We start from the raw sequence: 24,070 nt of genomic DNA on the forward strand, positions 1-24,070 counted from the left end.
CCGACATGAGCGCAACCGAAAGCCCTTCTTTAGCCAGCGGTATTGCCGTCATACACGCCAATCAACTGGAAACCTTACGCGACGTAGTCGAATACTGGTTGCGCGAGCACCCGCTGGCTCCGCTGGAAAACGAAGTGTTCCTGGTGCAAAGCAGCGGTATGGGGCAATGGTTAAAACAAAACCTAGCCCTGAATCGTTCGCTGGGGATTGCCGCGGCGCTGAAATTTCAACTGCCTTCGTTATTCGTTTGGAGCGTTTACCGGGCGGTTCTTGGCGAGCAGATTCCTAAACAGCAAGCTTTATCCAAAGCGCCCATGACGTGGCGGCTGTTTCGGCTGTTGCCGAAATTGGTACAAAAACCCTCGTTCGCCGTTTTGGCCGAGTTTCTGTCCGGCGACGCCGACCAGCGCAAACGCCGGCAATTGGCCGAACAATTGGCCGATTTGTTCGACCAATACCAAGTGTATCGATCGGATTGGATGGCCGACTGGGCTCGGGGCGCCGATCAATTGCGCGACGCACACGGTAACGCTTGCCCAATCCCGGACGATCAAGTTTGGCAAGCGGCTTTATGGCGCGAAGTATTGCTGGATTTGGGCGAAACGGCCGACTATGCCAGCCGCGCGGCGGTGCATACGGCCTTCCTGCGGCGAATCGGCGATTTGTCCGAGCGACCGCAGTCGTTACCGAGACGCATCGTTTTATTCGGCCTGTCGTCTTTGCCGCAGCAAACGTTGGAGGTGTTGGCACAATTGGGGCAATTTTGCCAAATCGTATTATTCGTACAAAACCCGTGCCGTCACTACTGGGCGGATATCATAGAAGACAAGGACTTATTGAAGGCCAAACAGCGCCGGCAACGCCATAAAGCGGGCATGAGCGATAGTCTAAATCCCGAAGCGCTGCATTTGCACGCCAACCCCCTCCTTGCCGCTTGGGGAAAACAAGGCCGGGATTACATCCGTTTGTTGGACCAATTCGACGACACTGCCGCGTATGCCCATTGGCCCTGGCCGCAGCAAAAAATCGATTTGTTTCAAGATTACGGGGAAGAGGGGCAGCGCACGCTGCTGCAACGACTGCAACAAGCGGTGCTCGATCTGGAGCCATCGCCGGCACAACCTTTAGTCTTAGACGCCTTGGATAATTCGCTCATCTTCCATGTCGCCCACAGCCCGCAACGCGAAGTCGAAATTCTGCACGACAGCTTGCTGGCGCGTTTCGAATCCGCCGTAGCGGCCGGCAAACCTTTAGCGCCTCGCGAAATTGTGGTGATGGTGCCGGACATCAATCTATACGCACCGCACATCCGCGCCGTTTTCGGGCAAATTTCCGGCGACGATCCGCGCTATATTCCGTTTAGCCTGGCCGATCAACAACAGCGAGGCGCACATCCCTTACTGGCTGCCTTGGAGATTTTGCTCGGCCTGCCCGAATCGCGTTTTCAGGTTAGCGAATTGTTGACATTGCTGGAAGCTCCGGCTCTTTGTCAACGATTCGGGATTGACCGGCAAGCGGTCGGAAAAATTCGTTTGTGGCTGGAGCAAGCCGGCATTCGTTGGGGCTTGGACGCCGAACAGCGGACACTAAGCGGAGGGATGTCTAACGCGTTGCCCGAAAATACTTGGCAGTTCGGTCTGCGCCGCATGTTGCTGGGTTATGCGGTCGGCGCCGGCTCAGCGTTTAAAGGGATTCAGCCGTATGATGAAATCGGCGGTCTGGAGGCTCAATGGCTAGGTCCGCTATGCGACTTGCTGGATCAACTCACCGCCTATTTCAAAAAGTTGCACGAGCCGCTTTGCGCCGCGGCATGGTCGGAACGCTTACAGGCGTTGCTGGACGATTTTTTCCTGTCCGACAGCGAACGCGACGCGCAAATGCTGGATACCTTGAGGCAAGCCCTTACGAACTGGCTACGCGCCTGTACCCAAGGCGGTTGCGACAATTCGGATACCCTATCGCTGCAGGTGGTACGCGAAGCTTGGTTGTCGGCGATTGACGAACCCAATTTGCAACAACGTTTTTTGAGCGGTAGCGTCAATTTTTGCACCCTGATGCCGATGCGAGCCATCCCGTTTCGGATGATATGCTTGCTCGGCATGAACGACGGCGCTTATCCGCGCAGCCATTACCCGCACGGCTTCGATTTAATGGCGCAACGCGGTTTTTACCGGCCCGGCGACCGCTCGCGCCGCCAAGACGATCAGTATTTATTTTTGGAAGCCCTGCTGTCCGCGCGCGAAACGCTTTATATCGGCTGGGTCGGCCGTAGCGTGCGCGACAATAGCGTAAAACCGCCGTCGGTATTGATCGGTCAATTGCGCGACTTTATCGAACAGAGTTGGCGTTTGCCCGGCAATCGATCCTTGCTGGCGGCCATTACTCCGGAGCATCCCTTGCAACCGTTCAGCCTGGAGTACGTCAAGCCGGGTAGAGACCAACGCTTATTCACTTACGCAAAAGAATGGTTTGCAGCAGTTGCCCAAGCCGATGCATCCGAAGTTTTTGCCGAGCTCAACGGCGCGGATTACGAACTGGGTGTGGAACAGTTGGCTCAATTCCTTAGAGCACCGGTCAAAAGCTATTGCCTGCACAGCTTGAAGCTCTGTTTTGCCGGCGAAACCGCAACCAATCAAGACGATGAGCCCTTCGGCTGCGAGGTTGACGACCGCTATGTACAAAGCGAAACTTTGTTGCGCGACTTATTGAGTGCCGAGACGGGCGAGTCGGCGCGGATTTTAAGCGAGCGGCACCAGCAACTCGTCGGCCAAGGCAAGCTGCCCTTGGCGGGATTTGCCGCAGCTGCATTCGACAATATCGCTCATCCGGCCTCTCAAAGCCGACAACGATATGCGGAGTGGGTCCAAAAACTCGACTCGCCGACTTATTCCCGGCAAATCAACAAAACGTTTCACTTACCAGGCGAAGTCACCGTCAAATTTGCCGCCACATTGTCCGGCCTCAAATTGGACAGCGCGGCAAACGTTTATCACTTATCGCAGGTCACCAGTCAATCCTTGTATCAAAAATCGCATATCCAATATCACAAGTTGCTGCGCGCTTGGATAGTCCATATAGCCGCCAGCGCGGACGGCCTGACACTGCAGAGTACGGTAATCGGCTCGGACGGCACGGTGGTGTTTTTGCCTATCGATGAGCCTACAGCAGCCGAGTTGTTTCAAAACCTGTTGCAAAGTTGGCATGCGGGAATGCTGCAACCCTTGCCGATTGCATGCCGAACAGCGTTTGTCTGGTTAAGCGGCGAAGGCGATCAAGCTTTAGAGCAGGCCAGGGTTCAATACCATGGCGGCGATTGGAATGCCGGCGAAGTGCATTTCGACCCTTACCTTGCCCGGTTTTTTGCCGACTTCAACGACTTAATCAACACCAGTTCGCCCAATTTCGAAGAGTGGGCCTTGCGCTTGTACAGCCCTATTCTTGCTTACGCCCACGCTGTCGACTGTTAATACGCGACTTTAGCAATGAGCGCCACGAACGGCGAATTGATTGTTTCTTTGTTCCACAAGGCGATGCGATTTACTTACTGCAAAGCACAAAGCCGTTATGCTATAGTTCGCTTTAATGAGAACCATTATTAATTGTCTTTTGGCTATAGGTGGCGACGCATTATGATGACTTCACTCAAGATGTTAGCGGCCGGCGATTCCGGCCGCATTGTCGGTTTCGATCAGGCAGGCGGCGCGTACCGCAAAAAACTGCTGGCCATGGGCTTGACGCCCGGCACCGAATTCACGATCACGCGTTTTGCGCCGATGGGCGACCCGGTGGAAATCAAATTGCGCGGATTCTCGCTGTCGTTACGTAAAAACGAAGCTTCGGTACTGATGATAGAAAAATTATGAGCGACGGTTTTACCGTAGGCATTGTCGGCAATCCGAATTGCGGCAAAACCACCCTGTTCAATGCCTTAACAGGCGCCCGTCAGCATGTCGGCAACTGGCCGGGCGTCACGGTAGAAAAGAAAACCGGCGAATACCCATTTCGCGGCAATCGAGTTTACGTTGTCGATTTACCCGGCACTTATTCGTTGGAAGTCGACGACGACAACGTATCTTTGGACGAAAAAGTCGCCCGCGATTACGTAGCTTCTCGAACAGCCGACATCATCATCAACATCGTCGACGGCTCCAACATCGAGCGCAACCTGTATTTGACCACGCAACTGATCGAAATGCGGGTGCCGATGATATTGGTGCTCAACATGATGGACGCCGTCAAAAAACGCGGCATCAAGATCGATTTAGCCGAGTTATCCCAGCATCTGGGCTGCCCGGTCATCGGCGTTACCGCAGCGACAGGCCAAGGTATAGCCGAATTGAAGCAAGCGATAGAACAAGCGTGTTTACAACCGCAAACGCCCCGGCTGTGTGTTCCCTACCATTCGGCTATCGAAGCGGCGGTCGCACAACTGACCTCAAGGCTGGCTTTTTTGTCGGTTCGCTACGACGCCCGCTGGTTGGCTTTACGCTTACTGGAACGCGACACTTTGGCGAAACAATTGGCCGATTCGGAAACCTTGGTTCATGCCGAAACCTTACGCAAACAAATAGAATCGGCAACGGACGACGAAATCGACATTCTGGCCGCCGACGCCCGCTACGGTCTAGTCAATCAATTGGTGCAAGCCGCCGTTTGTAAATTGTCCGAAGTTTCGCGCCATACCAGCGACAAAATAGACGCCGTCGTGTTAAACCGCTTTCTCGGCATCCCGATATTCTTGTTGGTCATGTACGCGATGTTCATGTTCACGATCAACGTCGGCAGCGCCTTCGTCGACTTCTTCGATCAAGCGGTCGGTGCCTTGCTGGTGGACGGCTTGAACGCAGGGTTGAGCAGCCTCGACTGGCCGGATTGGCTGGTGGTTTTGTTGACCAACGGCATAGGCGGCGGCGTGCAGGTGGTCGCTACCTTCATTCCGATCGTTGGATTTCTATTTATTTTCCTATCGGCGCTGGAAGATTCCGGCTATATGTCCAGGGCCGCGTTCGTGATGGACCGCTTCATGTGCTTAATCGGCCTGCCGGGTAAATCGTTCGTGCCTATGATAGTCGGGTTCGGTTGCAACGTGCCGGCCATCATCGCCACCCGCACCTTGGACAATCCGCGCGATAGGATTCTGACCAACCTAATGAACCCATTCATGTCCTGCGGTGCGCGCTTGCCGGTCTATGCGTTGTTCGCGGCGGCGTTTTTTCCGGTCGGCGGACAAAATCTGGTGTTCGGCCTGTATTTATTCGGCATATTCGTAGCGGTATTGACCGGCTTGATCATGCGCCACACCCTGCTGCAAGGCGAACCCACCCCGTTTTTAATGGAATTGCCGACTTACCATTTACCTACGCTACGCGGGATTTACATTAAAACCTGGGACCGATTGAAAACCTTTATTTTCAACGCAGGCAAAGTCATCGTCCCCATGGTATTAATTTTAAACATACTCAACTCGTTGGGTACGGACGGTAGTTTCGGCCGGGAAAACAGCGACCAATCGGTATTGAGCCAAATCGGCAGAACATTAACCCCTTTGTTTAGCCCCATGGGCATCCGTGAAGATAATTGGCCCGCCACTGTCGGAATTTTTACCGGCGTTCTGGCTAAAGAGGCCGTCGTCGGTACTTTGGACGCCTTATATAGCCAGATGGCCGAAACCGGGGAGGCAGAAGCCGCACCGGAGTTCGAATTAAAACAGGCGCTGTTGGCCGCGTGCAAGACGGTGCCGGAGAATTTGGCCGATTTGGCCGACAAAGTGCTGGATCCCTTGGGTTTAGGCATTGCAGCCATTTCCGACGCCGCTCAAGCGGCAGAGCGGCAAGAAGTTAAAGTCGCAACCTTCGGCGTGATGCAAAACCAATTCGCCGGTAAAACCGGGGCCTTCGCGTATTTGCTGTTTATCTTGCTGTACGCCCCGTGCGTGGCGGCCAGCGCGGCAATTTACAAAGAAACCAGCCCTGCCTGGGCCGTATTCGTCGGCTGCTGGACGACTTTTCTAGCTTATATGGCGGCGACCGTGTTTTATCAAGCCGTTAACTTCGCGCAACAACCCGCCCTAGCCGTTTTTTGGATAGTTCTATTTACTATTTTGTTTGTAGCGGTAATCGGGATTTTGCGCTATTACGGTAGCCGGCAACCCAATCAGCGGCATGGGGCGCTAACGTGATCTTGTCGGACTTGCGCAACTATCTTCAAGACAAGCGCCGGGTCAGTTTGAACGATTTAGTGTTGCGTTTCGGCGTGGACGCCGATGCGATTCGCGGCATGTTGGGTAAGTGGATTAACAAGGGCAAGGTTAGATTGAGTCCTACACAATCCAATTGCGGCAGCAGCTGCTGCAAGTGCGATCCTCTATTAACCGAAATCTACGAATGGGTGGACGACGGCAGTAAATAGCCGAACGTCCGAATGCCCTTTTTCGGCCCTCCCGTTTATTGCTCGCTTAACCAGCCCTGCAATGCATCGATGATTTCCTGCGCTTGCTTTTCGCTGGAAATGTTGAATTTGGATTTTTGCTGATATTCGCCGTTCCGTTTTTGATAGCGGCGTATGCTGAATCGGTCGGCGCTATATTGGTTTTTGCTGGGCTCCCAATCTTGATAACGGAAAATGACCGTCGCCCAAGCCCCTTTGCTGAGGATTTTTTTATCCAACTCTTTTACGGTCTCGATACCGCCGTCTTCGTAGCGTATCGTCAATTCTTCAACGGTCTCTGCCATAGTCTTTTACACGGAAATTAAAACGGCGCGCAGTGTATCACGCGGTTAAGGGCTGATAAACTCCCCGAATGCCCGGCTACCCTCGCCGGTGGCAATGGTGTTGACCACTGTCAACGATACCGCGTCTATCACCGATACATTGTTGTCAAACCAATTGGCCACATAGATTAAATGGCCGTTCGGATGAGTGCTGATACCTTCCGGCTTGTCGCCCACCGGAATCACTGCCACGGTTTTAAGCGAGGCGGTATCGATGGCGGAAACGGTACTGTCGTCTTGATTGGTGACGAACAACAGCTTGTCGTTCAGCGCCAAAGTAACGGCATAAGGCCGAGCGCCGACTTTTACGGTCGCCAGCCGTTTCAAGCGTTTCGTATCCAAAACGGTCACGTCGTCGCTTTCTACGTTGGCGGTATACAAACGTTTACCTTGGCTGTCCACCGCTATCCCGAAAGGGTGGGCACCCACCTTGGTGGTATTGCGTATGGTCAATTTATTCAGATCGATTTGCGACACCGAATCGTCCACCCGGTTAGCAACGTACAGCCATTTGTTATCCGGACTAACCGTCATGCCGGACGGCGACTTGCCCACGCTGATCACGGCTTTTTGCACAAACTTTTCGGTATCGAATACCGCCACCGAATGTTCGTACCAATCCGCTACGAACACCCGTTCGCCGCTGTTATCCACGGCAATCCCTAACGAGGCACCGCCGACTTTGACCTTGTTTAAAATTTGGAAGGAGTCGCGGTCCATCACCGCGAAACCGCCGCCTTCCGGGGTGCTGAAATAGATGTGGCGACGCGGCCCATTGACTGCAACACCGGCCGGTTTGCCGTCGATTTTGACAGTCTGCACCACAGTTTGCGATGCGGTATCGATCACCGATACGCTGTTATCAAGCTGATTGGTGATGAAGGCGAAAGGCTGGGCCGACGCTACTTTGCTGATCAATGTCAGCAGTACGATAGCGGCAAACGAATAGTTGGGCATATTGGGCTCGAAAACGCATACGGCTTTCAGCGGCGCACGCCGAAAGCCGTTGCAGACGCGGTTAACGTTTTAACTCGGTGCTGGCTTTAGCGCTGCTGCCGGGGGCCACTTTTTTAGCAATGGCTTCCAAACCCGTAGTCAACACGTCGGTAACCGCTTTGTCGGCAGCTTCTTCGTTCAGTTCGGCCGGCGGATTGTTGTTGACGTAGGCGCGGTAATAAGTGGCTACCCACTCCACTTCGGCCTTACCGCCCTTATCCGCCACCGAAATCTCGGCCGCATAGTTGCCGACCGGCAATACGGGCAAGGCCTCGTCCTGGCCGGCGTGCTTGATAGTACCGGTCGAGCTCATGTCGGTGATTTTGTATTTGTAAGACATTTTGGCATCGTCATAGGCTTTCAGCTCTTCTGTAATGGTACCGTCGGCCAAGGTCAATACCCGCACGGAGCCTTTGTTGTTGCCGGCGTCGGCTTTGACGCTTTTGATGCCTGGATGCCAAGACATATCGTCGTAGTTTTTAATCACGTCCCAAACTTTAGCGGCCGGTGCGTCGATGGTGATAGTGGCGGTCATTTTGCCTCTGACCGGACCGTGTGCGTTGACCAGACCGCTGAACAGCAACAACGCAGCCGAAACGAATAGCGAGGTTTTTTTCATAATTCTTTCCTATCGGAGTCTCATAAAACTAGCCGGCAATTATAAAATAAAATCCCGATGCCGAGAGCCGCAAAAGCCGCTTTGCGGAAAAAATCCCAGGTATTTGCTAAGACTTTACATTCAGGCCATGAGCGCAAACAGTTTTTTTTGGCACGATTACGAAACCTTCGGCACCGACCCGCAACGCGACCGGGCCAGTCAGTTTGCCGGCATACGCACCGATACGGACTTCAATCCCATCGGCGATCCGGTCATGCTGTATTGCAAACTTGCCGACGACTACCTTCCGCACCCGCAAGCCTGCTTGATCACCGGCATCACCCCGCAAACGGTCAACGCGCAAGGCTGCTGCGAAGCCGAATTCATCGCCCGCATTCACGCGGAGTTGGTGCAAGCAGGTACCTGTAGCTTGGGATACAACAGCATCCGCTTCGACGACGAAGTCACTCGCAATCTGCTGTACCGCAATTTTTTCGACCCATATGCACGGGAATGGCAAAACGGCAATTCGCGCTGGGATTTGATCGACGTGGTGCGAGCCGCTCGCGCGTTGCGGCCCGACGGCGTGGAATGGCCGCTGGACGAGGATGGAACGCCTAGTTTTCGGTTGGAGCTGTTAACCGCCGCCAACGGCATAGGCCACGCAGCCGCGCACGACGCCTTGTCGGACGTCTACGCCACCATCGCTCTGGCCAAATTGATACGCCGCAAGCAAGCCAAGCTGTACCAGTACTTGTATGTAAACCGCAGCAAACAAGCGGCGCTACGCTTGCTGAATGTCGGTAGCTTTACGCCCCTGGTGCATGTCTCCGGCCGCTACCCGGCCAAAAACCACTGTATCGCCATCGTGTTGCCGCTATGTCTGCATCCTAAGAATCAAAACGAGGTTGTGGTTTACGACCTTAGCGTCGACCCGACGGCCTTGCTGGAACTCAGCAGCGATGGAATCAAACAGCGTTTATTCGTGGCGAATGATGAACTGCCGGACGGCGTTGCCCGCATCGCGCTCAAAACCGTGCACGTGAATAAATCTCCGGTGTTGGCGCCGCTCAAGGTAGTGCGCCCGGCCGACGCCGAGCGATTGAAGATCGACATCGGCTTATGCCAACGGCATTTGGCACAGATCCAAGCCGGATTCGGCCGCGAGTTGCAGACCAAGCTGCAGCAGGTATTCGTGCGCGACCCTGCCGATCCGGCGGACGATCCGGACTTGCAGATCTATAGCGGCGGTTTTTTCAGTCAGGCCGACAAAGCCGCCATGCAAACCATACGGCAAACGCCGCCGGCTCGATTAGCCGAATTGAACCTGCAGTTTACAGACACCCGCTTAGCGCAAATGCTGTTTCGCTACCGAGCCCGCAATTATCCGCACACTTTGAGCGACGCCGAACGAGCCGCTTGGCGCGCCTTCCGTCGCCAACGCTTGCAGGTAGACGGCCCGGACAACGCTCCGGGCGTCTACCTGCAACAATTGCAAGACCTGGCGCAGCAACCGGGAGTAAATCTCGAAATTCTTGAGCAATTGCGGGTTTATGCGACCCAACTGCTCGCCGAGTGAACTGTCGGGTTTACGCTAACCCGAGCGCGCGCTGCATAAAAACCCGCGCGTTTGCTACAAAAATCCGCGACAACGAATGCGGCGTTATCTGTTATTCAATTAAAAGTACGGGCATTATCAAGCGCTTAAACGGCGAACCAATGCAAGGAACCCGTCATTTTCCTGCGGCCTGAAACTTGCTTTCAGTAATACGAAACCATTCAGTTTAGAGGACAATATGGCCTTATATATCAGCTCGATGATGCCCGACAGAGCATTGGAAGACAGCGTGGTGGCCAAAGCCATCATCAAAGTTGCACGTGAGTTGGCTGCATTGCGCAATCATCCGGCCCAGCAGCGCAGCCCTACGGTGGACATCGTTTACATGCTACCCGGGGTCCACGAACAAGCCGATTTTCTGGGATTAAGATTGCGGGCCTACGACCAAGAAAGCCTGATCGCCCGTTTCGAAGCGGCGGTGCCGGCCAACATGCTGCAATCCGAGCGAGCCGAGGAATACGTCCACGCGGTGATTCTGGACGCGATAGACGCCGCCGCCGAATTCTTTACCGAACAAAAGGTGTTGTTCAACGCCAACGAACACATGCAGATGTTTACGCCTGTGCAGGAAGTGCAAGCCACGCTGCATTGACAAAACCGACATAAGGCGTGCCGGGATGGAACGGCTACGGGTTCAACTCGCTTCTCGGCGGCGTTCCAACGCGACAATCCGTTGGGTGGTTTTCAGCACGGTATCCGGATTCAAACTCATCGAATCTATGCCGATTTCCACCAAGTAGTCGGCCATTTCCGGGTAATCCGACGGTGCTTGCCCGCATAAGCCGGAATGCTTGCCGTTGCGCCTGCAGCCTTCCACGGCTAACTTAATCAGGGTCTTGACGCCGGGATCGCGCTCGTCGAAATCGTGAGCGACGATTTCCGAATCCCGGTCCACGCCCAGCGTCAATTGCGTCAGGTCGTTGGAGCCGATGGAAAAACCGTCGAACAATTTGGCGAACTCGTCGATCAAGATTACGTTATTCGGAATCTCGCACATCACGTAAATCTGCAAACCGTTCGCACCGCGGCGCAAACCGCATTCGGCCATATAGGCCAACACCTTCTCGGCTTCCTCAATGCGACGGCAGAACGGAATCATCAAGATCACGTTGTGCAACCCCATGTCATCACGCACCCGTTTCATGGCCGCGCACTCCAGCGCGAAACCTTCGGCATAGGCCGGGTGCACGTAACGCGACGCTCCGCGAAAACCTATCATCGGGTTGGCCTCGTCGTGCTCGAACCAGTGCCCGCCCAGCAAGGTCGCGTATTCGTTGCTTTTAAAGTCGGACATTCTGACTACCACCGGCTTGGGATAAAACGCCGCGGCGATGCTGCCGACACCTTCCGCCAGACGCTGCACGAAAAACTCCGCCGGCCGCTCAAAACCCGCAGTCAAATCTTGCAGTAACGCCAGTTCGGCTGCGTCGGCGACTTTTTCCGGATGCAGCAAAGCCATGGGATGAGCCTTGATGTATTCGGTGATGATGAACTCCATCCGCGCCAAACCGACCCCGTCGTTGGGCAAAAAGCTCAGTTTAAACGCCAATTCCGGATTGCCCAGATTCAACATGATCTTGGTTTTCGGCCGCTCCATCGCGCTCAAATCGGTGCGCAGCACGTTAAATTCCAAGTGGCCGGCATAAACCTTGCCGACGTCGCCTTCCGCGCAGGACACCGTCACGGTTTGCCCGTTAGTTATCGCCGCCGTGGCGTTGTCGCAGCCTATCACTGCCGGCACCCCCAATTCGCGGGCTATGATGGCCGCGTGGCAAGTACGCCCGCCGCGGTTGGTGACGATAGCGGCGGCGGTTTTCATCACGGGCTCCCAATCCGGCGTCGTCATATCGGCCACCAGCACCTCGCCTGGCTTAAAATCGGTCAATTGCGACAGCCGGGTAATCACCCGCGCCGTCCCGTGTGCAATTTTGCTGCCGACTGCGTGGCCTTTGACCAGCACCTCGCCACGTTGCAGCAATTCAAATTGCTCCAGCCATTGGGGTTCTCGCTGGGAAGCCACGGTCTCCGGGCGAGCCTGCACGATGTACAACTTGCCGTCCAGCCCGTCCTTAGCCCATTCCATGTCCATCGGCCGGCCGTAATGCCGTTCGATCTTCAGCGCGAAATCGGCCAGTTGCAGCACGTCGGCATCGCTGATGCAAAAACGGGCGCGTTCGGCGGCCGAGGTTACGATGTTGCGGATAGGCTCGCGGGTGCTGCCGTCGCTGTAGACCATCTTGATTTTCTTGGCCCCCAAATTGCGGCGCAGCACGGCACGGAAACCCTGGTTGAACGTCGGTTTATGCACGTAAAACTCGTCCGGGTCAACCGCACCCTGCACCACGTTTTCTCCCAAACCGTACGCGCCGGTGATGAATACCACATCTTCGAAGCCGGATTCGGTATCCAGCGAAAACATCACCCCGCTGGCCGCCAAATCCGAACGCACCATTTTCATCACGCCGATAGACAAACCGATTTTGAAATGGTCAAACCCCTGATCGATACGGTAATGAATCGCCCGGTCGGTAAACAAACTGGCAAAGCAGCGTTTGCAGGCATCCAGCAGCGCTTGTCCGCCGCGTATGTTCAAATAAGTATCCTGTTGGCCGGCAAAACTGGCGGTCGGCAGGTCCTCGGCCGTGGCGGAACTGCGCACTGCGACGGTTAGCTGGTCGCCGTATTCGCGCTGCAATTCGGCGAATGCGGCTAAAATCTCGGCCTGCAAATCCTCAGGCAGCGGCGCTGCGTATACCAGTTCCCGCGCTTGTCCGGCCCGGCGGGCCAAATCGGCCACGTCGTCGGCGTCTACCCTATCCAGCAAGGCGTGCAAATCATCCCACGCCCCGGCTTGATCCAACAGATAACGGTAAGCCTCGGCAGTGACCGCAAAACCGTTCGGTACTATTACCCCCTGCCCGGCCAGTTCTCGATACATTTCGCCCAGCGACGCATTCTTGCCGCCAACCAGCGGGATGTCGTGGATGGTCAATTCGTGGAACCAGCGGATATAACGGGCGGGACTGCTCATAACGCGCTCCTTGGCTTTAACATAGGGTCGAGCAGCCATTTTCCCCGCCGGGCGTACGGAATTGCAAGGGTAAATCGTATCGAAATCTTGGCGCTGGCCGGTATCGCTTTGAGAATTTCTTGTACGCTAAACACACGGCATCCATCGAAACGTTTTATCGTCTGCGCCGAATCCAGGTTTTTCGGCGCATGCTCGGCAGCCAGAATGGTCAAAATAACCACAAATTATTTAATGAAAAAATCATGCAAAGATTTGCTTAGCCGCGCATAATTAGTATTTCCTAAAATACTTTTGGAGACTGACATGGCTAGACTCCAGCACTTTGCGTTCCTGATGTTAATTGTTGTTTTCACATCAATTTATCTTCCAGCCAACGCCGATGCCCATTCCAAGCAAACACCCAGCATCAGCGCTTTATCTCCCAACTCCGGCGCCCCAGGGCAAACCTTAACCATAACCGGCGAGAATTTAGGCAACAAGCCCGGCAAGATTTTGTTGGGTGGTAAGCGCTTGAACAAATCCGCCGTCGGTTCGTGGAATAACCAGCAAGTGACCTTGACCCTACCCCAGGGCAGCGGCAGCATATCGGTACGTTTGGTGACCCGCGCCAAGAAAAAAAGCAACGCCCTCGAATTTCAGTATCAAACCGGTAATAACTCGGGCGGCGGCGACACTACCACCGATTTGACGTTTTTCCGCAATTTCAAACTGCTGGCGAGCAACGACTTAGGGATGCATTGCGTCGACAAAGACTTTACGGTGTTTTCGATTTTACCGCCCTTCAATGTCGTCAACGCGCAGGTCGTCGCGCAGGATGCGGCCGGAAAGCCGCATGTGTTGAATAGTTCCGCCTTGCAGTTGCGTTATGCGCCGGTTGCCGATAGCCAAGGCTCGATCAATAGCAGTTCTTTGCATAAAACCAATTTTTGGGATCAAGCCGCAAATAGCGATAAATCCAATGCCGAACTGTTATACGGTGCGGCATTGGCCGAAGGGCAAGGCTTGTTGGGCTTATACATGCCAAACGATACTCAGGACGACAGCTTGCGTTCCCTGAATTGGAACAGTTCGCTGAATTTATTTTCCGCTACCGGCATACCGATTTTGCCGACCGACGATAACGGCAACAACAATCCTTACCCGATGCTGCGGATTAGCGCATACGACAAAAACAATCCAAACGTCGAACTGGCCTTTGCCGACATAGTCGTACCGGTTTCCGACGAAACCACCTGCAGCAACTGCCACGCCACCGGCAAGAAAGCCGCGCAGGGGCAAAATTGGTCGAACGCGGCCGATTTGGAAGTACAGACCCGCAGCAATATCTTGCGCTTGCACGACAATCGCCACCGTACCACCTTGCAGGCCAACCAACCCGTGTTGTGCGCCAGTTGCCATTATTCCCCCGCGTTGGATTTGGCCGGCAACGGCCGTCCGACCGGCAATCAAGTCGGCCACAAATGGATGTCCGAAGTCATGCATGCGTATCACGCCGGCAACAAAATCAGCCAAGTGGACGGCAAAACCATTTACGACCAACCGGCGCCGGTCGCGGGTTTAGACCCCGCGTTAAACGGTGTGCCGGCCCCGGATCAGCAAGCCTGTTATCAATGCCATCCGGGCACGGAAACCAAATGTTTACGCGGGGCAATGACCGATACGGTGACTTGCCAAAACTGTCACGGCGGTATGCAAGCCGTGGGTGCCGTCAACAATTTAAAGACATACGGTACTATCGACAAACGCACTACCGACTTGAAACGCAAGGCCTGGTCGGACGAGCCGCGTTGTCAATCCTGTCACACCGGCGATGCGGTCAAACATCTGATACCCGCCTCGGCAAAGCCGGCGATCAATGCCGATCTGGCTACCGACGGCATACGCTTGCTGCACGCATACGACCGCAACGATCCGGCCGCCTCGCCGCTATTGGCCGGCAATAAACGCTTCGCCGAGAACGACGGCAAGTTGTTCCGCTTTAGCAAAGGCCATAGCGGCATTGCTTGCGAAGGCTGCCACGGCAGCACCCACGCGATTTGGCCGGGCGACGCGGCACATCCCAATGACGACATTACGGCTACCGACTTACAAGGCCACGTCGGTACAATCAGCGAATGCTCGACTTGCCACAAACCCGGCAGTTTGGTGCCGACGTTGGCCGGACCGCATGGCATGCACAACGTCGGCGATAGCCGTTGGGCATTGGACGAAGACCGCGGTCATCCGGCTTTTTACGAACGCCAACCCGGCGAATGTAAAGCCTGCCACGGCCAAACCCTGCGCGGTACGGTATTGTCTCGCGCCGCTGCCGACAGAACCTGGAACACCGAATGGGGAACCAAGACGGTCAAACGCGGCGAACCGGTCGGCTGCTACACCTGTCATAACGGGCCGGACGACGACTAAGTCGGGCGCATTCAAAACGGCGGGCGCTCAGGCGTCCGCCGGCTTTATCGGCAGCCCTGATCCAACGCTTCGAAAAACGAGTTAAAAAACCTTCTCCCCCTCTTTCACATTCGCACAACACGATCCATAGCTACCGGCGTTATAAACAGCCTTTCAAGCCAATATTTGCCATTGATGCCCGACACTCTTTCTGTTGGCCCAAGAATCTAAGCAATGCCAACTAGGATTAAAATGTCGTTGTACTTGTTTCTGATGCTGGAAATCGCCTCATTTGTACTGATCCATGAATTGCTTGGCCGCACCGCAAAAACCATGAAATTTGTTTTCGGCCTCTTGCTTGATATCGTTCCATTCGGTTTTGTTGATTTGATTTAACGTATGCAAGTATTCGGTTAATTCCGTCTTTTGCGCTTCCAGTTTATGCAATTGCTGATCGAATTCTGTCCTGGCGTCGGCCGCCAAATGCTTAGCCTTGGCTTTCAACAAATCGGCCTGGGCAATCCATTCTGCCAACTGCGCTTCGATTAGTTGGCGAAAATGCTTAGCTTGCTCGCTCATGAAGGTTCTCCAGTGATATGGATGTAAATTTGACCGCATTTGCTAGCAGCGTTCGGCCGGCAGTCCGGCACAATGGCTGCACCGAAACGACAAACCGTTAGGTGTCAGCTGCAAGCACTGGAACGAGTACTAGCATAATGAGAACATTGATCTGCGTCGAAGCGATTACGCGCCACACGCATCTCCAGTCGTGCATCTCGAATTGGCTTGACCATCTCGGCTATCCGCAATGGCATGGTCGGCAACCTGCTTTTGATCGGTCGGCGGATTGTTGCTGCAGCCGTACACGAGAGTTTGGAAAGGGCTTTTTCCTATGTCAAGAAAATCAAGGCTTTTCGTTGTGGCTGTAAATTGTTGCGGAACGAATCCGGATGACCGAAGCTCGCATTTAGCGCAAATCGCAACTTTCGGACAGATCGCGGCGCCGACTAAAGGTTAACGACAACTCTCGACCGCAGTCTAGCGCGTGTCGGCCTGCCGGGCCAAAAACCGATCCAATTGATTGGCAAAGTTTTGCACATCGCGCGCACTGAGCGCCGCCGGCCCGCCGGTATCGACGCCGCTGGCGCGCAAGCCATCCATGAAATCCCTCATTGCCAAACGTTCGCCGATATTCTCGCGGCTGTAGGCTTCGCCGCGGGTATCGATGACATGACCGCCCTTGGCGATGGCCTGCGCTGCCAACGGAATGTCGCCGGTGATCAGCAAATCGCCTGCCGCTATGCGCCGGACGATCTCATTGTCGGCCACATCGAAACCACGGCCGACCTGCAACATGCGGATATAGCGCGAAGGCGGTATCGGTAGCGATTGGTTGGCGACCAAGGTCGTCATAACCCGGCAGCGTTCCGCCGCCCGAAACAGAATATCCTTGACCGCCTTGGGGCAGGCGTCGGCATCGACCCAGATTTGCATGGTGAGTGTGGGTTTCATTGATCGTGGTTTATTATTTGTCGCTATCGCGACGGTTAATCTACGTCGATTCACGGATCGACAGCCGAATTTCTTTCGATTGCGTCGCCAGCGGATTCGCCCGAAGCAGCGAGGTACAAGCACATGCCGAGCGAGCTAAGTCGCATGGGATGGCCAGTCTTTGGATACATTCTTTTTTGGCCGAGCACAATTTCGCCCGGCGCGGATTTGCGCGTCCGCTAGGCTGGCTTACAGGGCGAAAACCTGCGATGGCTTTCGTAGCGAAAGAATCGTAGTTGCCGGTTCACGAACCGGCGTAAGCGCGCCTTAGTGCAAGCCTAAAAAACCAAGGCGTTCGAAATAAAACATACGGCTGGTTATGCCTCGCTACGGGTGTTGACGAAGCCGAGACGGCTGTCGGCTTATCGCCTATTTGCCGTGGCCTGTTCAACGATATGTTTTGAGGCTTCTTCCAGCAAAATCAGCGTCGAGGTTTCCTCGCCGCCAAAATTTCTAAAAGTCTCATATTTGGTTCCCGGTGCGATTTCCAAGCCGGTGAAGCGCTCCGCTCCGTCGTAATCGACCAACAGCTTGCCGTTTTTCGTGTATTTGGCGTTATAAACCAACGATCCCCTGCCAGCGCCAAAACCTATAGTCAAGCGCAATGCAGCGTTACCGGGATCGAATTCCGAAATCGCTACATCCAGGTGGGTGGCATTCTCGTCGGCGACAACATTAAATCCCTCGGTTAAAAGCGAAGCCTGAATATAACGCGTAAGTTTATCGACAATCTCAGAATGTGCGCCCGTGACATTGAGCTTAATATCCTTGCCATAACTTGAAACATTTTCCGGCGATGCCGTTTTTAGTTGGTGAGTTGAACAGGCCGCTAAAATCAACACAGATAAAATCAAAGACGATAGTTTCACATCTACCTCAGTTTTCGTTAAACAAGCTTGGAATCCAACGCGATGCCTAATTTGCATTACGAAGCAAACCGTTTTCACATCCGCACGATAAAACCGGCGGTAAAACAGGCAACGCGCGAGCCAAACCATTACAGCAACTCTATACCAATTTGTACATGCGTCCGATTACGCATATGCGAATAGCTACTGTGCCGGCTACCGGATCGCTCCTGAATTATCGACAACCGCTTGTCTCAGTAGCGTCGCTATCGCGGCGGATGCTTTTTGAATGCCGGTTCCCGCACCGACAAGCGGGATACTTTTCTTTACTTGTCCTCGGCAATTGCTCCTGCATTGCTCTACCTCCTGCATCCATGCAGTCGAAAGAAAAGTACCCAAAAGAAACGACACCCGGCATTCCGCCTAGCTCACTCGGCTCATCCCTGAGCCTCGCCCTTCGGATGCTACGCATGCAAATCGGTTGTCCTGCCGATTTGTCCTGCGCTTCTCGATTTTGCCGAGGGTTTTCCGAAGGGGCTTCCCAGCCCCTGCGTAAAACGCGATGCATCCATGCATCGCCCCTTCGGGCTAATCTCGTCAAAATCCGCGATGCTCGGGGCGGAATAACGGGACCAACCCCGAACCGGTCTCGCAGGTAATCAGCGGCTTACCGGGCAGCAGAATAATGCTCATTGGTTTGCTTCCCGCCAGCCGGCGTTAAATCGGGCTTCACGATATCTAAACAACTAATACAGTTTCTGGTTCCCAAACTCCAGTTTGGGAACTTTATCTTGAAAGCTCCAGCTTTCGTTAATTTAATCGAGAAGCAACAGCTTCCAAGATCAGGTAACCAAGCCGGAGCTTGGTTACCAGTCAAAAATGGCCGCAACGCGGCCGCACCTTTTCGCGCGAAGCGCATATCAAATCCCCTTATGCCGCGCCGAGCACCGGAGGGTTTGGGCGGATCAGCCCGACAGGGGCGCGGCAGGGATGCCGCGCGTTTTCGGAGGGCTAGGACAGCCCTTCCGAAAACCCCGCACAAACCCGGAGGAGCGCAGGATTCAAGCGGCATGGGGTGTCGTTTCTTTTGGATACTTTTCTTTGGACAAGCAAAGAAAAGTATCGCGGTTGCCGGTCCGCGAACCGGCGTTAAATCAGACTTCGCGCTAGCGAAACCATTAAAACAACGGAATTTAATTAATACATGCGTCCGATTACGCTAACGCTAATCGGACCTACGCGAGCTACGACCCTACAATCCTAATTCTGCTTGCTATCTTCAACATCTAAACCTTTAGTTACACTACCGACATATCTAATATCTTTGTTTCTAAAAGTTTTATACAAAAAAGAAAAAAAATCAAAGAACTCATAAATTTCATTACCAAACTGATATTCCTTTGTATTTTCTTTAACCACTGACTTCCCTAATAACGAAGCCGCCTCATCTGAATCGATTACGAAGCCATGATCCTTATAATGATTTGTTAAATGATTTGCTAGAGTCGCTTCATTCCATGGTTCAGGCAATTTTTTTCCTTTTAATAACCTTTCTGCGTATTGAACCGCAGATTCATTTATACGCTCAAAATACCCAAGATCTCGAATGTTTAAGTTGTCAGTAAGATATTTAGCAAACATATCCGAAGACTCTGGAAACTTACAAGCCATTCCTGCAATCTTCTCCATCGCATTCGAGAGCCCAGATGCTGGAAAGCCAGAAAATTGTGGATCAATAGGTCCGAGTTCACTTAACAGTCCCATGTGAAGCTCATGTCCCCCCAAAGAAATGAGTGTAGCTGCGGATTTCGCTTTGCGCGGTATTGATATAACGAATTTAGACTTACATAACCTCTTACATGTCTTACTTATGAGATAAGCCGGTTCAATTCTACCTCCCCCACTTTGCAACACCAATAAAATATCACTTTCTTTCTTTAAGTCTGAAATTGCTTGATATATTTTATTTGAATGAGATTCACTAATAGATCTTAAATTATCAAAAAGAAAAATAACCCTATAACAGTTTAACTCATACTTTGAAATTAATTTCTCTATATACCTAGAAACCCACAGTTTTATCTGTTCATCTGTTAAATCATCCCTAAACACATCAAGCATGTCATTAAAATTAGAAAAGTCATATTCTCTAACTTTATCAGCTTCATCTGCTTGGTTTTGACTTATATCATCAGACATTTACAAACCTTATATTTCAGTTTTTAACTAAGATCGGGAGACCGTACATGCGACTGACGCAGCAATCGCATTAATACCATCCAGCAAAAGGCGCTCCGCTTTTCCAACCTACAAAATCACCCACACTTCGACTCCCCACAATTCAAACAAGTCATACACCCATCCATCAACACCATCGCCTTAGTCGAACATTTATTACAAAGCACCGCCTTTTCCGGAAACGCCTGCCCCTCGCTGGAACCGTGCAAAGCCTCGAACTCGCGGCGCTTTTCGTCCAACAACTGCTGATGATGATCGCTGAGTTTCTCCGGCTTGATCATGCCGATATGCTTTAGGTGCGACTCGATCGCGGAACCGATTTCGGCGACCAAGGACGGCATGAACACGCCGCCTTTTTTGAAATAGCCGCCGCGCGGGTCGAACACCGCTTTCAGCTCTTCCACCAAAAAGGTGGCGTCGCCGCCCTTGCGGAATACCGCCGAGATCACCCGGGTCAAGGCCAGTACCCATTGGAAATGCTCCATGTTCTTGGAGTTGATGAAGATTTCGTAGGGCCGGCGCTCTTCGTGGGCGGTGTCCTGGTTGAGGATGATGTCGTTGATCGTGATGTACAAGGCGTGCTCGGACTGCGGCGTCTTGATTTTGTAAGTGGAGCCGACCAGCACTTCCGGCCGCTCGACGTTTTCGTGCATCGACTCCAGCGACGGCTTTTCCGCTTCCGGTTGGGCGGTTTCGGCGCTGTCCTTGCTCAGCACTTTGTAGCCGACGATTTTTTTGCTGATTTTGTGTAGGGTCATGTTACTTGCCTATTAAATTTGTCTGTTGAATTCGTTTGTTACCGAACTTGACTAAACAAGTTGCCAAACAGATAATGCCGCCAAGGATTGAGGATACTCGGTCGACCAAAAGCCTCGGTGGTTACATCGGGGCTTTTTGTTTTTCAGGGGTAGCATTTCAGTCCGTAACCATGCCTGTCGCCCCGAACGTTGGTATAAAATTTTTCGTTGACGATTTCGAATGCCCTGTTGACTTGCTCCGGCCTCAAATAGTGCAACCCAATCGGGCGTGCGACCAAATCGGCCAATTGCAATCCGGCGGAATTGCTTTTCTTGTCGGCAAATACCAATTGGAACGGTAATGGCTTATGCAGGTAGTTATCTCCGGCGCAAATGCGCCGAAACTCCAGCTCCAATTCGTCGTCTTCCACTTTGCCGCGTTGTTCCACGACGATGTGGGTCACAAAAGTTTGTCGCAAACAATAAAAAATCCGTTCCAAACCGAAGCGCAAGCCGATATGGTAAGGATTCTCCGTAGCCTGATGTTTTTGCCGGTAACGTTGTTTATCGATTACGGAACTGATTAAGGTAAACGGCGATTGCTGAATGATTAACGTCAATTCGTTTAAAAAATCGGATTTGAGCTGCCGACTTTTCAAGAAAGCAAAACTGCCGCGATCGCGACGAATATCGGTTTCATGCAAAACCACCTGATCATGGCCGAAATGCTTGAGTTTGAAGGCTTGAATCAACGGCACAACGGTACTCACGTAATCGATTTTCTTGAAAATACAAAATACCAGCACGAATATCGGATAACTCGGGTCGATACTATTCAAACCGTGGTCACCGCTTTCATCGACATAAACGATGTAATCGGAAAATGGACCGTTCATGCGATTGCTTCGCTCGATCAAAACTTCCCGTAATACCCTTCCTTCAACGCGTCGAACAAGTTGGCGGCGGTGTGGATTTCGCCGTCGTATTCCACTTCCTCGTTGCCTTTGAATTCGACCACGTGGCCGTCTTCCAGCGTGAACTGGTAGGTGGTGTTTTCCAAATCCGATTCCTTGACCAACACGCCCTGGAACACTTCCGGGTTGAAGCGGAAAGTGGTGCAGCCTTTCAGGCCTTGTTCGTAGGCGTATTCGTAGATCGACTTGAAGTCTTCGTAGGGGTAATCGGTCGGCACGTTGGCGGTTTTGGAGATCGACGAATCGATCCAGCGCTGGGCGGCGGCCTGGATGTCCACGTGTTGCTTGGGGCTGATGTCGTCGGCGGCGATGAAGTAATCCGGCAATTGCTGTTTCGGATCGTCGCTGTAAGGCATTGCGTCGGCGTTGACCAGATGGCGGTAGGCCAGCAGCTCGAACGAGAACACGTCGATTTTTTCCTTGGATTTTTTACCTTCGCGGATCACGTTGCGCGAGTAATGGTGAGCGAAGCTGGGTTCGATGCCGTTGCTGGCGTTGTTGGCCAAGGACAGCGAGATGGTGCCGGTCGGCGCGATCGAGCTGTGGTGGGTAAAACGGCAGCCGGTTTCGGCCAGTTGCGCGACCAGCTCCGGCTCGGCTTGCGCCAGTTTTTGCATGTAGCGGCTGTATTTGGCGTGCAGCACGCGGCCGGGGACCTGATCGCCGAGTTTATAGCCGTCGGCTGTCATTTCCGGGCGCTTGTGTAGCATCTCGCCGGTGACTTCGAACAATTGCTCCATGATAGGCGCCGGGCCTTTTTCCTTCGCTAGTTCCAGGCCGGTTTTCCAGCCTTCCACGGCCATGACCTTGGTGACTTCCTCGGTAAAGTCCAGCGATTCGGCGTTACCGTATTTCAGGCCCAGCATGGTGATGGTCGAACCCAGGCCCAGATAACCCATGCCGTGGCGGCGCTTGCCGGTGATTTCGTCGCGCTGTTTTTGCAGCGGCAAACCGTTGATTTCGACCACGTTGTCCAGCATGCGGGTGAAGATGCGCACGGTCTTGCGGTAATTGTCCCAGTTGAAGCGGGCCTGCTCGCTGAACGGCTGTTCGACGAAGCGGGTCAGGTTGATCGAGCCCAGCAGGCAGGAGCCGTAGGGCGGCAGCGGCTGTTCGCCGCAGGGGTTGGTGGCGCGGATGTGCTCGCAGAACCAGTTGTTGTTCATCTCGTTGACCTTGTCGATCAGGATGAAGCCGGGTTCGGCGTAATCGTAGGTGGAGGACATGATGATGTCCCACAAACGGCGGGCCGGCATCACCTTGCTGATCCGGCAGGCCACCAGGCCGGCGTCGTTGACCACATAGCCTTTTTTGTTGGGCAGATCGCGCCAGATCACTTTTGCCGCGTCGTCCAGATCGATCTGGTCGGCCGTTAGTTCGCGCTCGGTAATCGGGAACGACAGCGGCCACGGGCCGTTGTTTTTCACCGCTTCGACGAATTCGCTGGTAATCAACAGCGACAGGTTGAATTGGCGCAAGCGGCCGTCTTCGCGTTTGGCGCGGATGAAATCGACCACGTCCGGGTGGGCCACGTCGAAGGTGGCCATTTGCGCGCCGCGGCGGCCGCCGGCCGATGACACGGTAAAACACATCTTGTCGTAGATGTCCATGAACGACAGCGGCCCGGAGGTGTAGGCGCCGGCGCCGGATACATAGGCGTCGCGCGGCCGCAAGGTCGAGAATTCGTAGCCGATGCCGCAACCGGCTTTCAGGGTCAGGCCGGCTTCGTGGACTTTATGCAGAATGTCGTCCATCGAGTCTTCGATGATGCCGGACACGGTGCAGTTGATGGTGGAGGTGGCCGGTTTATGCTCCAGCGCGCCGGCGTTGGAGACGATGCGGCCGGCCGGAATCGCGCCCTGGCGCAAGGCCCACAGGAATTCCTTGTAATGCTGTTCGCGCAAGGCCTTGGTTTTTTCGACGTCGGCCAACGCGCGGGCGACCCGTTTGTAAGTGTCGTCGATGCTGGCGTCGATGGCCTTGCCGTCCTTGGTCTTCAAACGATATTTGCTGTCCCAGATGTCCAGGGAGGCGCTTTGCAGCGGAATTTCAACGTTAGCCGGCGATACGACTTGTAGTTTGGCAGTCATGCGTAGGTCCCTTGTTAGCTGGAGGTGATGAATGATGTATTACCCGAAAATTCCGCTTAGTCTGTTGTGCCGACATAACCGGCAACTGAGCATAGGATTTAGCTTTTCACTGTATATAGTGTTTTTTAGGAATGTTAGCACAAGATATTGTGCCTGATAGGGCTTTTTTTAGCTGTGGCAGCGGGGAAATTATTTATGGGTTTTAGTTCAGATACTTAGCGCAAAATGGTTAAG

18 protein-coding genes are annotated in these 24,070 nt (G+C 53.5%); 7 read left to right on the plus strand and 11 right to left on the minus strand.

The genetic code is table 11. From position 1 onward, the window contains the following. The first annotated feature begins 5 nt into the window (after positions 1–5). The 4 genes from recC to AB0A83_RS10910 all read left to right on the plus strand — a co-directional run bounded on the left by recC (position 6) and on the right by AB0A83_RS10910 (position 6,408). Positions 6–3,467 (plus strand): exodeoxyribonuclease V subunit gamma, encoded by a 3,462-nt coding sequence (gene recC / locus AB0A83_RS10895; RefSeq protein ID WP_367154130.1) that lies wholly within the window; start codon positions 6–8, stop codon positions 3,465–3,467. Between the two features lie 162 nt (positions 3,468–3,629). Continuing rightward, the gene (locus AB0A83_RS10900; RefSeq protein WP_150048308.1) at positions 3,630–3,863 is read left to right on the plus strand and encodes a FeoA family protein; all 234 of its coding nucleotides are present in this window, start codon (positions 3,630–3,632) and stop codon (positions 3,861–3,863) included. Beyond that, entirely contained in the window at positions 3,860–6,178 is a 2,319-nt protein-coding gene (feoB, locus tag AB0A83_RS10905; protein WP_367154131.1) for a Fe(2+) transporter permease subunit FeoB, read from the plus strand. The genes AB0A83_RS10900 and feoB overlap by 4 nt, the downstream gene beginning before the upstream one ends. Then, complete coding sequence (locus AB0A83_RS10910; RefSeq protein ID WP_150048312.1) at positions 6,175–6,408, plus strand: FeoC-like transcriptional regulator; 234 nt, start codon at positions 6,175–6,177, stop codon at positions 6,406–6,408. The genes feoB and AB0A83_RS10910 overlap by 4 nt, the downstream gene beginning before the upstream one ends. A 35-nt stretch (positions 6,409–6,443) precedes the next feature. Here AB0A83_RS10910 and AB0A83_RS10915 read toward each other — a convergent pair whose 3' ends face one another. From AB0A83_RS10915 to AB0A83_RS10925, 3 genes are all read right to left on the minus strand, one after another. Continuing rightward, the gene (locus AB0A83_RS10915) at positions 6,444–6,731 is read right to left on the minus strand and encodes a hypothetical protein (RefSeq protein ID WP_150048314.1); all 288 of its coding nucleotides are present in this window, start codon (positions 6,729–6,731) and stop codon (positions 6,444–6,446) included. A gap of 45 nt (positions 6,732–6,776) precedes the next feature. After that, positions 6,777–7,727: a YncE family protein gene (locus AB0A83_RS10920; protein WP_150048316.1), complete on the minus strand. Its 951-nt coding sequence runs from the start codon at positions 7,725–7,727 to the stop codon at positions 6,777–6,779. A 61-nt stretch (positions 7,728–7,788) separates the two neighbouring features. Next, complete coding sequence (locus AB0A83_RS10925) at positions 7,789–8,385, minus strand: SRPBCC family protein (RefSeq protein ID WP_150048318.1); 597 nt, start codon at positions 8,383–8,385, stop codon at positions 7,789–7,791. Positions 8,386–8,512: 127 nt separating this feature from the next. Here AB0A83_RS10925 and sbcB point away from each other — a divergent pair, with 127 nt between their 5' ends. Continuing rightward, positions 8,513–9,943 carry an exodeoxyribonuclease I gene (gene sbcB, locus AB0A83_RS10930; protein WP_367154133.1) on the plus strand — a complete coding sequence of 477 codons (1,431 nt, stop codon included), beginning with the start codon at positions 8,513–8,515 and terminating at the stop codon, positions 9,941–9,943. Positions 9,944–10,160: 217 nt separating this feature from the next. After that, the gene (locus AB0A83_RS10935) at positions 10,161–10,574 is read left to right on the plus strand and encodes a hypothetical protein (RefSeq protein WP_232056626.1); all 414 of its coding nucleotides are present in this window, start codon (positions 10,161–10,163) and stop codon (positions 10,572–10,574) included. Between the two features lie 42 nt (positions 10,575–10,616). Here the strand turns inward: AB0A83_RS10935 and ppsA are convergent, their stop codons facing one another. Continuing rightward, positions 10,617–13,013, minus strand: coding sequence for a phosphoenolpyruvate synthase (gene ppsA, locus AB0A83_RS10940; RefSeq protein ID WP_150048322.1), 2,397 nt, complete (start codon positions 13,011–13,013; stop codon positions 10,617–10,619). A 303-nt stretch (positions 13,014–13,316) separates the two neighbouring features. On the opposite strand from ppsA, the gene AB0A83_RS10945 reads away from it, so the two are divergent. After that, the gene (locus AB0A83_RS10945; RefSeq protein ID WP_367154134.1) at positions 13,317–15,419 is read left to right on the plus strand and encodes an IPT/TIG domain-containing protein; all 2,103 of its coding nucleotides are present in this window, start codon (positions 13,317–13,319) and stop codon (positions 15,417–15,419) included. Between the two features lie 267 nt (positions 15,420–15,686). On the opposite strand, the gene AB0A83_RS10950 is transcribed toward AB0A83_RS10945, so the two are convergent. The 7 genes from AB0A83_RS10950 to AB0A83_RS10980 all read right to left on the minus strand — a co-directional run bounded on the left by AB0A83_RS10950 (position 15,687) and on the right by AB0A83_RS10980 (position 23,836). Continuing rightward, positions 15,687–15,977, minus strand: a complete 291-nt coding sequence (locus AB0A83_RS10950) for a hypothetical protein (RefSeq protein ID WP_150048326.1) — start codon at positions 15,975–15,977, stop codon at positions 15,687–15,689. Positions 15,978–16,436: 459 nt separating this feature from the next. After that, on the minus strand, positions 16,437–16,910 hold the full coding sequence (locus AB0A83_RS10955; RefSeq protein ID WP_269473480.1) for a YaiI/YqxD family protein: 474 nt from the start codon (positions 16,908–16,910) through the stop codon (positions 16,437–16,439). A gap of 401 nt (positions 16,911–17,311) precedes the next feature. Further along, positions 17,312–17,818 (minus strand): DUF4410 domain-containing protein, encoded by a 507-nt coding sequence (locus AB0A83_RS10960; RefSeq protein ID WP_190303109.1) that lies wholly within the window; start codon positions 17,816–17,818, stop codon positions 17,312–17,314. A gap of 1,239 nt (positions 17,819–19,057) precedes the next feature. Then, positions 19,058–19,996 carry a hypothetical protein gene (locus AB0A83_RS10965; protein ID WP_367154136.1) on the minus strand — a complete coding sequence of 313 codons (939 nt, stop codon included), beginning with the start codon at positions 19,994–19,996 and terminating at the stop codon, positions 19,058–19,060. Positions 19,997–20,112: 116 nt separating this feature from the next. Then, positions 20,113–20,793, minus strand: coding sequence for an NrdJb (locus AB0A83_RS10970; protein ID WP_150048338.1), 681 nt, complete (start codon positions 20,791–20,793; stop codon positions 20,113–20,115). Between the two features lie 143 nt (positions 20,794–20,936). After that, positions 20,937–21,668 (minus strand): DUF3800 domain-containing protein, encoded by a 732-nt coding sequence (locus AB0A83_RS10975; RefSeq protein ID WP_150048340.1) that lies wholly within the window; start codon positions 21,666–21,668, stop codon positions 20,937–20,939. Between the two features lie 17 nt (positions 21,669–21,685). Then, a complete protein-coding gene (locus AB0A83_RS10980) occupies positions 21,686–23,836 on the minus strand; it encodes an adenosylcobalamin-dependent ribonucleoside-diphosphate reductase (RefSeq protein WP_150048342.1) in 2,151 nt (716 codons plus the stop codon). Between the last annotated feature and the right edge of the window lie 234 nt (positions 23,837–24,070).

The organism is Methylomonas sp. HYX-M1 (genome assembly GCF_040741385.1).
Lineage (GTDB): Bacteria > Pseudomonadota > Gammaproteobacteria > Methylococcales > Methylomonadaceae > Methylomonas > Methylomonas rhizoryzae.